Raw genomic sequence first — 13434 nt, 5'->3', positions numbered from 1 at the left:
CAATCGACGATATATCGTCGTGCTGTCGTTACGGCTGGCGGGAGGAGCAGCCGTGCGCCTTTGCGCCTTTCTGGAGCGCGACAACGGGCTGAAGCGCGACATCGTCGGGTCGTGGCTGGTGTTCGTCTCCGCTGTGCTTGGTCAGGAACCTGGAAACAACCACTCAGAGGCACGCTAAGGCGATCTGGGAACAGCCACCCTGCGAAGTCGGAGGTAGCACGGACCATGAAGGCAATGAGTATCCCGGCGTTGACAATGCCCTTTCCGCGTCGCGGCGCATCTCCCGCGATGGACACGGTCCTTGAGGACATGTGGGCATGGCTTGACCGCTTCGGGCTACCCGGCACCCAGGCGATGCACGACCAGCTGACGCGCACGTCTCCGCAACTGACCACTGCCCTGTACTACCCGAATGCCGATGCCGCCCATCTCCGGCTCCCCGCCCGGTACATGGCCTGGGGGTTCATCGTCGATGACCTGCTCGATGACACGAACCTGGCGCATGACGCGCAAGCGGCGGCGGCGTTCATCGATGAGCTGGTCGGCGTCGCCTGGGGTACCTGTCGTCCGTCCAGACCCGCCGGGCACGCGTTCGCCGATGTCATGGCCGACTTGTGCCGCGATCGCACCCCGGGCTGGCGCACAGCGCTGGCCGAGGGGAACGCTGCCTGGCTGGCCACCTATCGTGTGGAGGCCGAGGACAGAGACCGGCAGATGAGCTTCGGGGACTACCTTCCGCACCGGCGCTCCAGCGTGGGGGAAACCATCTTCTTCCACCTTCACGAGTACGTGGCGGGCATCGAACTCCCCGCCCAGGTGCGCGAGCTTCCCGCAATGGCCCAGGCCCGGGACCGCGGCTCGGAGTGGATCGGCCTGTACAACGACTTGTACTCCGCGGGCAAAGAAGCAGTGGTCGACTACCCGTTCAACGCCGTCCACCTCCTGCGGCGCCTCCATGGCTGCTCCGCACAAGCCGCGGCCGGCATGGTCGCCGCCGTGCTGGACGGGCTGATGGACCAGTTCGAGGCGGCTTGCGCCTGCGCTGCCGCCCAAGTGCGCGCCATCACCGACGACCGGCGTGTCCTGGCCGACATCGAGGCGGTGCTGGACGGTTACAGGTGCCTGCTGAGGGGCAACTTCGACTACCACCCCAGCACCGACCGGTACAGCGATGTCGACGCCTACGCGGCCGACGGCCCCACGAACGGTGGGGCCCCCTGGAGCGCCACTGCGCTGACGCCAGGCACGACCAACAACCGCACGCGGCACGAGACGAAACCTTAGGTCACGGGTCGAGCAGCCCCGGCGCCCCGCTGTCTGCCTGAGCCCATCCAAGGTGCCTGTCCGTGCGCCTGTCTCGAGGCAGGATGGCGTCGTGGACGGCGTCGCCGTCATCCCCTTCGTAAATCACGCCGATGTCGACGGCGCTGTCGGCCCGGGTCGTGGATGTAGCTTCAGAGCGGCGTGCGGTGGACGAGGCAGGGGGCTCCCAGACATACCAGCAACAGCGCCTGACCTGCGTTCTGAGGATGCGTGAACACGGTGTGCACCGCAGTGCACCACCACCAGCCCAGAGTGGCGCACATCCAGCCGTACCAGCCTGTGACCAACTTGACGTAATCGTACTTATCGATCAATCGCCGATATATCGTTCTTCGAGAAGTGTGGGACCTGTCGGCAGCGCCGTTGGTCTGGTGACGTCCGGGATTGGCCGACATGTGCTTGATGCGGACCGCCGGTCCAGGGAGCGACGTTACGTTCGGCGCATGGGGCATGACAGGGGTCATCTGGCGCGGTGGGCTCGTGGATGGCGGCAGCGACCGAACATGGTACGGCGGGGCTGGGCAAGGCTGCGCAAGCGGCGCGCTGCCCGGCAGCGGCAGATGCAGCCACTGCAGGCGGGATTGTGGATGCTCGCGGCAGCCACGGCGGCAGCCGCGGCGATATGGGTGACCACGGCGTGGCTGCTGGGCACAGCTAACGACGCCACGGCGGGCACCGAGCGGGCCAAGGTCCGCGTCGACGCAGTGCGCACCGGCTTGGCCGCCGGCGCCGGCGCGGCCGCGGTCGTCACGTTGGGCCTGGCGTTCCGCCGTCAGGAGCACCAGGAATACGACACCGCTGAGCGCCGCGTCACCGAGCTCTACAACGCCGCCGCTGAGCAACTCGGCTCCGACAAAGCCCCGGTCCGCCTCACCGCCCTGTACACCCTGGAACGCCTGGCCAACGACAATCCCGCTCACCGGCAGACCATCGTCAACATCGTCTGCGCGTATCTCCGGATGCCCTACACCCCGCCCAAGACGTCCATCGGCCCGAGGGAGGAGCCGCACGCTGCATCGCGCCGCTACCACACCGCCCGCGCCGCCACCCGCGCCGGCACCTGGCCCGCTGCCCCACAGCCGCCTACCGCTGGACCCGACCCACACGAGGAACACCAGGTCCGCCTCACCGCCCAGCGCATCCTGCACACCCACCTGCACTGCGACGCCCCCGAGCACTGGACCGGCCTCAACCTGGACCTCACCGGCGCGACCCTCATTGACTTCGCCCTGACCGAGTGCACCCTGACCCACGCCGACTTCCGCGCGGCGGTGTTCTCCGGGTACGCCCTCTTTGATAAGGCGACCTTCTCCGGGTCCGTCTTCTTCGACGAGGCGACCTTCTCCAAGGCCGCCAGCTTCGAAGAGGCGACCTTCTCCGGGTACACCACCTTCAGCAAGGTGGCCTTCGAGTACGCCGTCTTTGACAAGGCGACCTTCTCCCGGTCCGTCTTCTTCGACGAGGCGACCTTCTCCGAGAAGGCCAGCTTCGAAGAGGCGACCTTCTCCGGGTACACCATCTTCGGCAAGGTGACCTTTCCGGGAAGGCGACCTTCAACCAGGCGACCTTCTCCGATTCCGCCAGCTTCATGGAGACGACCTTCTCCGGGGCCGTGGACTTCAACGAGATGGACGTCGGACCGGTGACGGTCGAGCTGGACGGCGCTCGGGTAGCCGACGCTGGAGACAGCCACGCGCTGCCGTCGGGGTGGCGGATCGAGCCAGACGGTGATGGCGGCGGCAACATCGTTGCTGAAGCAGGCTCGCCCGCCTGAACCTTGGTCACCGAGACGGCGGCTCGCTAGGTGCCTGGCTATCGGGGCGGTAGAGCGCGCCGTAACCGAAGCGGTGGAGGTATGGTCCTGGCCATTTGGTGTCGGCGGACGCCACGACAACGGCTGTTGCCCACGCGAACCGTGAGCATCATCGCCGCTCCCCAGAAGCTTCATTCTGGTCTGTGGCGGGAGTGGCGAGAGAGAGACCCTGGGTGGTCAGCCAGGCCTGGACGTCGGCGAGCGCGAACGTCGGCGTGTCCAGGTGCGTCGTCCCGACGGGCGCGGGGAGTCGTGATGGCACCGTCGCCAGTCAGATGTCCGTCCGGGCTGAGGGGTGGTTCTCCAGGCGGCGGTCACCCGTTTTCATGATGGCGGCGCCGATTCACGCCGGGCGAGCTCATTCGGCAGCCCGCTGGGACGGCCTCGGCCAGCCGCTGCCGACGGCAGGCCAGCTTTCGGCAGCGGAGGCGTCAAATGATCGTCGGGCTGGTGCGGCGGGCCCCGGCATGCGCCCGTGTGATCGGTTGACTTTCTATATGGACACTAGTCGGGCACGGCGCGCGTATTCGACGGGGTTCCTGTCGTCTGCCCAGGCCAGGGTGATCGGCCGATGGAAAGTCCGGCTGCTGGAGGACCGGCCGGTGCAAGCGCCCGGGTGGCAGCAACAGCAGGGCAGGCCACCGGCGTCGTTGTCGGACACGCTCGCGGTCGCGGTCATCGAACTGTTCACCGACGCGCTGCCCGATCCGTTCACGGTCGCTGCCTACGCCGCGCGGACCCGCCGCCGTCACGAGCTGGACCTGGCGCGGGGGCGGGTTCCCGAGCATCCGCCGGTGGCGTTCTACCTGCCACCGCGGTTTACCCAGCGCTACGACGGCTTCCTGGACAAGATCTTTGAGGATCTGTGCGGGGCCTACGCCGCCGAGCTCGCCCAGGTCTCCCAGCAGTTCGTGATCACCCCGGCGCCGGCGGTGCTGGCGGCCGAGGTGTACGAGCGGCTCGGCACGGCAGGGATCTCCTCGTCCTGGTATCGCCGGCGTGCGCCCGGAACGCCGTACCGGATCCCGGCCGGAACGCTGGCGCGCATGGCGATCGACCGGTGGGCCCGCAGACCGGTCGAGCAGGTGGTCCTGGCCGCCGTCAGCTACGCCACCGCCGTCCACCAGCAGCCGCACCGTACCCGCCGCGACATCCGTGCCTGATCGCCGAGCGCGCAGCAACTTTCCATATAGAAAGCGACCAAAACTCGCTGGCCGAGCGAGTCAGTCCCCGGTGGGCGGCGCGCTGACCTGGCGGGACGAGAGCGGTCACGGCCGACTACCGCGCTCTTGAGGAGTGGCTACGCGGGATCGACACCACTTCGCCATTGAGTGCTTCCTGAGCCCTGGAATCATGGGGGCAGTGGAAGACGATCAGCCCCTTGCCGTGTTCATGGCAGCCGTGAACGTCGGCGACATCCTCACCGGCACCGTGACCAAGGTCACGCAATCAGGGGCAACAGTGCTCCTCGATGGCTTCGCCGGCGATCCGGTCGGCGTCATCGGCTCCCTCGCTCTTTCCTGGCAGTCCTTCCACCGATCGGCTGGTGGGATCCTGCAGGCCGGCGACCGGGTCTCCGCCGAAGTCATCGCCGTCGATCCCCAGAGCGGGCGGGTCCTGCTCTCCCGGGCAGCGACCGAGAACCCCCAGCTCTGGGCCTTCCTCAAGGCACTGCATCCGGGACAGCGCCTGTCCGGCACCGTCGCGGTCATCGAGCGATTCGGCATCTTCGTCGATCTGGACGACGGACCCAAACATCCCGTCTTCCCCGGCGTCGGCTTCGTCACCACGCCCGAGCTGTCCTGGCGCCGGTTCGAGGACCCGTCCGAGATCGTCTCCATCGGACAGCACATCACCTGCGAAGTCCTCGCTTTCGACACCACCAACGGTGAGGCCCGGCTGTCGCTGCGTGCCACCCAACCCGATCCCTTCCAGCAGTTCGCCCGCGACACTCACGTTGGGCAGACCCTGCACGGCCAGGTCACCAAACTGGTCCCCTTCGGAGCCTTCGTCCGCGTCGCAGACGGCATCGAAGGCTTGGTCCACCTCAGCGAACTCTCCACCACCCCCATCGAAACACCCGACCAGGTAGTCCAGGAAGGCGACGAGATCACGGTCATCGTCACTGACATCGACCTGCCACGGCGCCGGCTCGCCCTATCACGCCGCCGCTGCCCTGCACCCCAATAGGCACGCCGACACCATCACCCGCGACACGCGGAGGACCCAAGACCAACAGGCTCAAGCAGTCACCATCCGTCACCAGGCCCCCAAGCCCGCCGCCCAATCAGCCAATCAAGATCAGTTCGGTTAAGCATGCGTCCGATGCTCGATGCTCCGGGTCGAGCCCGCCGAGCGTCCCCGACTGATGCCTGGTGGGCGTCGACGGCCGGCGGCCTACTGCGGTTCCCCGTCCTGTTCATCGGCGAACCGGGCCATGTACTCGTAGAACGCGTCGTCGTCGTAGTCGGGTTGGACGAGATCCGGCAGCAGGTCGTCCGCGTCGGGGTCGAGCGCCTCCGAGTGGCCGAGCACCCACCCGAGGAACTCTTTCGCCTTGCGGAGGAGTTCGCCCTCGCGAAGCCATATCCCGAATTCCAGGTTGCTGCGTGATTCTGTGGTGCCATTGGCGCTGCCCAGCCACAGACGCTGAGGTGCGAAGCCGGTCACATCGGCGGAGCCAAGATCATCTTCGTCGTGCCACCACAGCTCACCCAGCAGCAGCATCTTGGTGTGCAGGATCGGCACCAGGTGATCGTCGGTCTTGCGGAACCCGAGCGTCCGGATCGCTGGCAGATGCAGACTCTGCATCGGGGTGAACGGACCGACGATGGGCGGCTCCCCGTCGTCTCCGCGCAACACCAGAGCCTGGAGTTCGGGCAGGGCGTAGGCGGGGAACCCGGATTTGTGTTCGAGCAGCGGCTGGAGCTTGTCCAGCTTGGCCTGCTGGCGCTTAATGACCTGTGGCCTCGTGCCCCGCACCTGTTTGGTGATCACCACGCTGGCGTGAGGGAAGTCCGCGATCCGCTGAATGAGCTCGGGGTCATCGAGCCACATGAACGCGCCGAGTACCGCCGGGCCCAGGGACCGAAATCGGGGCTCACGTTCTGCGGTGGCACGGAAGTCGTCGATGCCGGCGATGAGCCGCGCCAGGACGTCGGTCCCGAAGTAGCCGCTGGAGCGGTTGTCTGGCCCGAAGGTGAAGTCGCCGCCGAGGTTGAAGTGAAAGGGGAACGATGCGGCTGACGAACTCATGGGGCACCTCGATTCATCTGGCCAGAGTGCCGGACGTTCATGATCGCTAGCTAGACGTTTCTCTCTCGGGCTCGTGACTCGCGCCCGCAAGGACTCAGGTCGGCGGGGGCCGGAACATCACGACGTTGTCGGGAGCCGCGGCCGGCATGGGCGGCGGCGTGGGCTTGTTGTGGGTGAGGACGGCGCTGGCGAGGGTCAGGTTGGTCACCAGTTGCCGCAGTTCTTGGAGTTCGGCGTTCTGGTTGGCGATCGTCGTCTTGAGCTTGGTGATGGTGGTGCGCAGTCGCTGCTCGTCTTCTGGGATCAGCTTTTTCTCGACGCGGTTCGTCAACCAGCTCTCACGACCCCACGGTCACCAGCACGTGGTCACCACTAGTGAGGGTGCGGGGGTCGACACCGACCTTAGGCAGGGTGCCGTTGCCTGTGAGGGTGTTGGAGTCGACACCGACCTTGGGCAGGGTGCCGTTGCCTGTGAGGGTGTTGGAGTCGACACCGACCTTGGGCAGGGTGTTGGCGGTACTGGTGACGCCCCTGACGGGGTCGACGCCACCGACGGTGAGGAGCTTAGGCGGAGGCGGCGGGGCTGCCTGAGCAGGAGTGGCCAGCACGATACTTCCCAACGCGGGAAGAACACTGACCGCAATGACGGCGATGAACCCGCGAACACGGTTCATGACATGCCTCCTGAAGGGTCGGCCGCCAGCTTGCCGGACAATTACTCTACGCGTATGAATGCTTACCCCATGGCCTGACTTTCGGCTCTGTTCAGTCCTGCGCGCCGTCCTGGTCGCCATCGAGGCCGGGCGCATCCGGGCCCCGCAGCGGGCGCAGGGGTGCCGGCAGGCCGCACCGTGGCGTACCGCGTCGCCGGCGCGGCCCTCATCGCCACCCCTCGCGCGACCTCGGCCGAGCCTTCGTCCTCAGACACCAGCGAGACGACCATGGCCGCGGCCGTCACCACAGCGGCGCGCGCAGCGACTTCCTCCAGTGCCCCCACAGCGCGGTCACCTCTAGAGCCGCGCCGTGCTCCGGGCTATGCCGACACCGTCAGATCCCATAGCTCACCGCCGCTTTAGGGCCAAGATCACCGATCTAAAACAGTCGCAAATGTCCCTGCGGGGACGCCCTCCAGGCGTGAAAATCGGGGGTGGTGGCTGACCGCTGACGTCGAAGAAGCTTGGTGCGCGATGAGCCCGTCAGACAGTCTGACGCTGGGAGCCGTTTTTCCGGGGTCCTGCATTGTTGCTTCGAGCACGCGATTCCGCCTCGTACGTCCCCTGTCGGCTCCCGCGGTCAGCTCCACCGGAATCCGATCACCCACCGCGCCAGGACGGGACGATCTGCCGTGGAGGAGATCACTCAGGAGCCGGTTGAGATAGTGCAACGAGTCGCGGCACTGGACATCGGGAAGGCCGAACTGGTGGCGTGTGTGCGGGTGCCGCACGACCACGATCCGGGTAAGCGCCGGCAGCAGGTGCGTACCTATCCCACCAGCACCCCCGGGCTGCTGGAACTACGGGACTGGCTGGTGTGCCAGGGCGTGACCCGGTGCGTGATGGAGGCGACCTCGACCTACTGGAAGCCGCCGTTCTACGTGCTGGAAGACGACGTCGAGTGCTGGGTGGTGTCGGCCCGCGAGGTCAAGAACGTGCCCGGCCGGCCCAAGACCGATCGGATCGACGCGGTCTGGCTGGCCAAGCTGGCCGAACGCGGCATGGTGCGGCCCAGCTTCATCCCGCCGCCCTGGCAGCGCGAGTTGCGGGATCTGACCCGCTACCGCCGCACCCTGGTGCACGAACGCACCCGTGAGAAGCAACGGGTGGAGAAGCTGCTGGAGGACACCCAGATCAAGATGTCCTCGGTGATCTCCGACCTCTTCGGGATGTCGGGGCGGGACATGCTGGAGGCGCTCATCGCCGGGGAACGCAACCCCAAGGTGCTCGCGCAGATGGCCCGTGGCCGGCTACGCAACAAGATCAGCGTCCTGCAGGAGGCACTGACCGGGCACTTCCGTGACCACCACGGGTTCCTTCTGCGCATGATGCTGGACCGCATCGACGCCATCACCGTCCAGGTCCAAGTCCTGACCAGCCGAATCGAGGAGGCCCTGACCCCGTTCGCCGCCCAGCTGGCGCAACTGGATGAGATCCCCGGCGTCGGCCAACGCACCGCACAGGAGATCATCGCGGAGGTCGGCGTGGACATGGACCGCTTCCCGACCGCCGGGCACTTGGTCTCCTGGGCCAAGTTCGCGCCCCAGACCAAGCAGTCCGCTGGCAAGAACCGCCCGGCCGCCACCGGCAAGGGCAACCCCTGGTTGGCCGGCGCCCTGGGCGAAGCCGCCACCTCCGCCGCCCGCAGCTCCACCTTCCTCGGCTCGCGTTACCGGCGCGTGGTCAAACGCCGCGGCAAGGGACGCGCCCTGGTCGCCGTCGGCAACTCCCTGCTGACCATCACCTACCACCTGCTATCCGACCCCGACGCGCACTTCACCGAGCTCGGCGCCGACCATCACGACCGGCTCGCGCCACAACGCCGCAAACGCCAGCTGATCCGTGAGCTCGAACGCCTCTCCGGCCAGAAGGTCACCCTGGAGGAGGTCGCCTGACCAGACCGTCACGCTGCCCGGCTCCGCCGGGCGCTGCCGCCTGCCCAGCTGAGCACCGATTTTCGATTCAGCTTCTCAAGCTCAACGACCAAGCCCAGCGCACCGTCCTGCGCAAGGACCCGTTCCGCTCCGTCGACGAACGCGTCGACAAGCTCATCGCCAGCATGTGACACCCGGGTGGTCGGCGCCGCCCGCACAACGACCGAGCCACGAGCCGCAGCGGTCGGCGCCGCAGGGGAGTGCCGCCGCTACAGAATCCGATACATCCGGTGGTCGATGCGGCCCTGACCGTATTCGCCGTAACCGACCACGACCACTCCGCACAGCCAGGAGTAGCGCTCATCGGACGTCTCGAACCTCGGCGTCGGTCGCACATAACTCTCGTCGACCGACAGCCGCTCCCCGCCCGCCAGTCGCCGCCGGCCATCGGGCGGGAACCGGAGCACTCCGTTCGACTCGTAGTGGATGAGGACACCATCATCAGTGCGCAGGGTCGCGCGGACGTCCATGCGGCTGATCCCGTCGTCTCCCAGCCACACCCAGTCGCCGCCTCCGGGCAGCATCTCGCCCCGGAAGCCCGACCCGGCGAAACGGCCGCCCTTGGTCACGAAGGTCATGCGGGTGCCGAGCGGGGTCGAGATCAGCTGGCCCGGCTCCAGATCGATGCTGAGATCGCAGAGATGCTCGACGGGCAACGCATCGAGCAACGCCCGGTCGAACAACGGCGTGGCGGTGTCGGCGGCGGTCACGCGGCACCGCCCTTGAACGCGGCCTTCAACTCGGCGAAGTCGAAGAAGGTGTCCTTGCGCGCGACGAGACCGTCGGACGCCACCTCGACGACGTCGAGGCAGTGAACGCCCCGACGATCTTCGCCGGGCCGCTGGAAGGTCAGCGTCCAGTCCAGAACCCAATGGCCGCTGCCGAACAGCACGCGCCGCTCGTCGAAGCCGAAGCCCGGGTAGAGCTCGAAGACGTTCGCGAACTCACGCCGCAGGTCCTCGCGGCCATGGACTGCTGCACCGCGGCCGTGGGCCTGGAACTGCGAGTCGGGGGTGTGCAGAGCGACGATCGCGTCGACGTCGTGCGCCTCCCAGGCGGCGAAGTACCGCTTCGCGATCGCGGGAAGATCCTGGGTCGTCATGGCACTCCTCAGATCGGATACGCCGACGCTAAGAGATACGATCGTATGTGTCAATACGTACGATCGTATGACCCAATACGATCGTATCCATGAGTCGAACGGGCGACGCACGCCGCGGCGCGATCGTCGATCGCGCAATGCACATCGCATCCGTCGAAGGCCTCGAGGGCCTGACGCTCGGACGCTTGGCGGAGGCCCTGCACACCAGCAAGAGCGGCATCCAGACCCTCTTCGGCACCAAGCAGGAACTCCAACTCTCGATCGTCGCGGCCGCATCGCAGGTCTTCGAACGCGACGTCTCGCTGCCCGCCGAGCGGCAACCCGCCGGGCTCGCGCGACTGCGGACGCTGATGTCGTTGTGGATCGACTACCTGGAGACATTCGAGGGCGGATGCCTCTTCGTCGCCGCCGCGAGCGAGCTCGACGGCCGGCCGGGACCCGTCCGGGACGCAGTCGCGGACGCCGTCGCCCGAGCCGACGCCCTGCTCCAACGCGACCTCGAACTCGCTGTGCGCCTCCGGGAGCTTCCGTCAGACACAGACATCGAGCAGCTCGTCTTCGAACTGCACGCCATGGTGCTCCAGGCGAATCACAACCGCCAGCTCCTCGGCCGCAAGGACGCCCTGACCCGCGCCCGCAACGCGGTCAACCGCCTCCTGGACGCCGATCAGCAAACAAGCGACGAAGCGTAGCCCAGCCGGCAATCCGCCCCATCCCAACCAGCAAAGCCCCACGCACTCGGCATTTCGTCCTATACCAGACAGAATTACACTTCTGTCTGGTTTCGAGTTGACGTCTGCGGGCGTTGAAAGTCCGTAAGTGGTCAGTGGTTCTACGGATGGTGCGGTCGGTGGGCCGGTTTGACGATGTGATTCACAGCGCAGATCTCCCGGGAGGAAGCATGGAACGCGCTCTGCCGTCGGTGGCCGTGCTGGTCGATCAGGATCTGCCGGAGCCGACCAGCTACCGGGGCCAGCACATGATCGCGTTGCCGGTCGACGACGACGCCTGGCTGCGGTATCACGGGATCACCTACTGGCTGTCGCCGTTCACCGACGGGTCCGTCGGCTGGTGCGAGTTCGTGCTGATCTCCGACGACGGAGCGCCGCAGCTCACCATGCAGATCTACGACGAGAAGGGCAGCTGGCACAGCACCAGCGAGGCCCCGTCGCCGCCGGACGCGCCGGGGACGAACACCCGGAGCCTGATCCTCAAGGCGCTGCAGAACCCGGAGGGCCCGGACACCGACGGGCCCTGGATCATCATGTTCCCCGGAACGTCCATCACACTGCGGTTCAACTACGTGGGCAGCGCCGGCGTCAAGGACGTCGTGCTGCCGCTGGAGCTGGGCGGACCGGTCGCCGACCTGCTCAACAAGCGGCGGCTCTACATCAAGCTGGAGGAACGGCCGCTGGCCGACACGCGCTTGACCGCGCGAGACCGGGACCGGACCGGGGAGAAGACCCCGCTGATCTACCTGCACGGCTACGAAGACCCCGACACCGGGCACGAGACGATCGGCACCCGGCTGCCGCCGTTCGCGCTCACCCGGGAACGGATCGGCTCAGCTTGGAAGGCGGTCCAGGAGACAGGGCACTTCTCCCCGGCGATATTCCCCAACGTGACCACCGGCGGCGACGAGGCCGCCCGCGCCGGGGTGCTACGGGCGGTCAAGGACCTGGACCAGGCCACGGTGGTGCAGGAGATCAGCGCCGGTTCCCGCCTGGTGGTCAGCCGCGCACCCACCGGCGAGTACGGCTACCGGTTCCTGAACGCCCCCGAGCACTGCCGGCCGGGGCTGGTGCTGGTCGAGCACTACCGGCTGTCCTCGTTCCCGGCCCGCTACGGGCCGGGGCGCACGATCAAGACGTTCTCGCTGCTGCCCGGCGAGCGCACCAGCATCCGGGTCAGCACCTACAAACGCTCGTCCGAGAGTACGCAGAAGACGTCCTCGATCCTGGACTCGGTCAGTGACGAGTCCGAGAGCGAGTTCGGCCGCACCGTCAACTCCGAGCAGTCCAACCAGACCAATGCCAGCAAGACCTTCGAGTACCGGGCCGAGACCCAGGCGCAGGCGCAGGGCAACTGGGGCTGGGGCAGCGCCAGCGTCAGCGTTTCGGGCGGGGTGTCGGGCAGTTCCAACGGCGCCCGTGAGGAGCTGACCAAGAACATCACCAACGCGGTCAGCCAGAACACCGCCCGCGCCTCGGCCAAACGGGACGTGCAGATCGACACCAGCCTGGACGTCAAACTGGAGGAGGGTGAGGAGTCGGCGGTCGAGCGGACGCTGGAGAACATCAACGTCAGCCGCACCCTCAATTTCGTCTTCCGGCAGATGAACCAGGAGTACGTCACGCTGCTGCACCTGGTGGACGTGCGGGTGGCGTTCTTCAACGGGCACGCCGAGTCCCGCGACGAGGTACCGCTGGCCGAACTGGACCGGCTGCTGGCCGACTGCCTGAAGCCGAAGCCCGCCGACGATCCCGAGGCGCACGATCACATCGCCGAGGTCCGTGAGCAGGTCTTGGCCGCGGTGCGCGGCATCACCGACCATCAGGGGACGCAACGGCCTGAGATCCTGCGGTCGGCCGGCCTGGACGACAAGGGGCCGTTCCAGATCGACGCCGGCGTGACCTCCACCTACACCGCCCCCGACGGCCGCGAGCACACCGTTCCCGGCGTCATCATCGGCGTCGAGCAGCACGTGCTGCGCACCGACGGCGTGGTGGTCGACTCCTTCCTCGGGGATGGCGACGCGCTGGACACCTACTCCACCGGCCTGCAAGAACAAGCCGTCCGCGCCCGCGAGATCGACAACGACCGGCAGCAGGCCGAGAACGAGAAACTGCGGCTGGCCCTCCAGCTCATCCAAAAGGGCGACACTGCCGGCGTCGACCTGTACCGGCGGCTCTTCCCGATCCCGCAGATCGTCAACCAGATCGATCACGCCGCCGTCAACGCCACACCCAACGGCCAGCAGAGCACAGCCGACACCATGACGAATTGATTGCGTTCGCGCCGCCCGAGGAGCCGTACAAGAACGCATATGGCAACGCCGTGAGAGAGCACTCAATGAGGTCGTCCGACGTCTGGTTTTGGCCTGGCGCCGCTGACCACGAGGTCGGCGTCATTATCTCCGGCGAGGACCTCATCGGCCGATGCCGGTCGTGGGACGGTGGACAGGCCGACCCCGGTATCTCTGAAAGGCTCCCGCTGCAGTGGGCCGTGAATGATTTCGGCTGAGTGACGAGTGGGCCGTCCGAGGCGACGCAGGTAAGACAGATGAAAAGGATG

At 67.0% G+C, this 13434-nt stretch carries 14 protein-coding genes; 9 read left to right on the top strand and 5 right to left on the bottom strand.

The window, feature by feature from the left end:
• Positions 1-234 precede the first annotated feature (234 nt).
• The 5 genes from ACGFNU_RS49890 (at position 235) to ACGFNU_RS49870 (ending at position 5326) form a co-directional block, all read left to right on the top strand.
• On the top strand, positions 235-1284 hold the full coding sequence (locus ACGFNU_RS49890; protein ID WP_392603867.1) for a terpene synthase family protein: 1050 nt from the start codon (positions 235-237) through the stop codon (positions 1282-1284).
• A 626-nt stretch (positions 1285-1910) separates the two neighbouring features.
• Positions 1911-2969 (top strand): pentapeptide repeat-containing protein, encoded by a 1059-nt coding sequence (locus ACGFNU_RS49885; RefSeq protein WP_392603865.1) that lies wholly within the window; start codon positions 1911-1913, stop codon positions 2967-2969.
• A complete protein-coding gene (locus tag ACGFNU_RS49880) occupies positions 2912-3097 on the top strand; it encodes a hypothetical protein (RefSeq protein ID WP_392603863.1) in 186 nt (61 codons plus the stop codon). The genes ACGFNU_RS49885 and ACGFNU_RS49880 overlap by 58 nt, the downstream gene beginning before the upstream one ends.
• A gap of 641 nt (positions 3098-3738) precedes the next feature.
• Positions 3739-4299, top strand: coding sequence for a hypothetical protein (locus ACGFNU_RS49875; protein WP_392603861.1), 561 nt, complete (start codon positions 3739-3741; stop codon positions 4297-4299).
• Positions 4300-4489: 190 nt separating this feature from the next.
• Positions 4490-5326, top strand: coding sequence for a S1 RNA-binding domain-containing protein (locus ACGFNU_RS49870; protein ID WP_392603945.1), 837 nt, complete (start codon positions 4490-4492; stop codon positions 5324-5326).
• A gap of 207 nt (positions 5327-5533) precedes the next feature.
• Here ACGFNU_RS49870 and ACGFNU_RS49865 read toward each other — a convergent pair whose 3' ends face one another.
• The 3 genes from ACGFNU_RS49865 to ACGFNU_RS49855 form a co-directional block, all read right to left on the bottom strand.
• The gene (locus ACGFNU_RS49865) at positions 5534-6391 is read right to left on the bottom strand and encodes a hypothetical protein (protein ID WP_392603859.1); all 858 of its coding nucleotides are present in this window, start codon (positions 6389-6391) and stop codon (positions 5534-5536) included.
• Between the two features lie 94 nt (positions 6392-6485).
• Complete coding sequence (locus ACGFNU_RS49860; protein WP_392603857.1) at positions 6486-6722, bottom strand: hypothetical protein; 237 nt, start codon at positions 6720-6722, stop codon at positions 6486-6488.
• Positions 6723-6729: 7 nt separating this feature from the next.
• Positions 6730-7065: a hypothetical protein gene (locus ACGFNU_RS49855; RefSeq protein ID WP_392603855.1), complete on the bottom strand. Its 336-nt coding sequence runs from the start codon at positions 7063-7065 to the stop codon at positions 6730-6732.
• A 704-nt stretch (positions 7066-7769) separates the two neighbouring features.
• Here ACGFNU_RS49855 and ACGFNU_RS49850 point away from each other — a divergent pair.
• Complete coding sequence (locus tag ACGFNU_RS49850; protein ID WP_392603853.1) at positions 7770-8999, top strand: IS110 family transposase; 1230 nt, start codon at positions 7770-7772, stop codon at positions 8997-8999.
• Positions 9000-9247: 248 nt separating this feature from the next.
• On the opposite strand, the gene ACGFNU_RS49845 is transcribed toward ACGFNU_RS49850, so the two are convergent.
• Both ACGFNU_RS49845 and ACGFNU_RS49840 read right to left on the bottom strand, forming a co-directional pair.
• Positions 9248-9748, bottom strand: a complete 501-nt coding sequence (locus ACGFNU_RS49845) for a DUF3237 domain-containing protein (RefSeq protein WP_392603851.1) — start codon at positions 9746-9748, stop codon at positions 9248-9250.
• Positions 9745-10140 carry a nuclear transport factor 2 family protein gene (locus ACGFNU_RS49840; protein WP_392603849.1) on the bottom strand — a complete coding sequence of 132 codons (396 nt, stop codon included), beginning with the start codon at positions 10138-10140 and terminating at the stop codon, positions 9745-9747. Before ACGFNU_RS49840 ends, ACGFNU_RS49845 begins: the two co-directional genes overlap by 4 nt.
• An 89-nt stretch (positions 10141-10229) precedes the next feature.
• Between ACGFNU_RS49840 and ACGFNU_RS49835 the strand changes: the two genes are divergently transcribed.
• The 3 genes from ACGFNU_RS49835 to ACGFNU_RS49825 all read left to right on the top strand — a co-directional run bounded on the left by ACGFNU_RS49835 (position 10230) and on the right by ACGFNU_RS49825 (position 13383).
• Positions 10230-10832 carry a TetR/AcrR family transcriptional regulator gene (locus ACGFNU_RS49835; protein ID WP_392603847.1) on the top strand — a complete coding sequence of 201 codons (603 nt, stop codon included), beginning with the start codon at positions 10230-10232 and terminating at the stop codon, positions 10830-10832.
• 209 nt (positions 10833-11041) lie between these two features.
• Positions 11042-13147, top strand: coding sequence for a hypothetical protein (locus ACGFNU_RS49830; RefSeq protein WP_392603845.1), 2106 nt, complete (start codon positions 11042-11044; stop codon positions 13145-13147).
• A complete protein-coding gene (locus tag ACGFNU_RS49825) occupies positions 13144-13383 on the top strand; it encodes a hypothetical protein (RefSeq protein WP_392603842.1) in 240 nt (79 codons plus the stop codon). The genes ACGFNU_RS49830 and ACGFNU_RS49825 overlap by 4 nt, the downstream gene beginning before the upstream one ends.
• The last annotated feature ends 51 nt before the right edge of the window (positions 13384-13434 follow it).

Source organism: Spirillospora sp. NPDC048911, assembly GCF_043198015.1.
Classification (GTDB): Bacteria; Actinomycetota; Actinomycetes; order Streptosporangiales; family Streptosporangiaceae; genus Spirillospora.
Note: the sequence above shows the minus strand (reverse complement) of the source record. Positions and strands in the feature narration are given on the sequence as shown.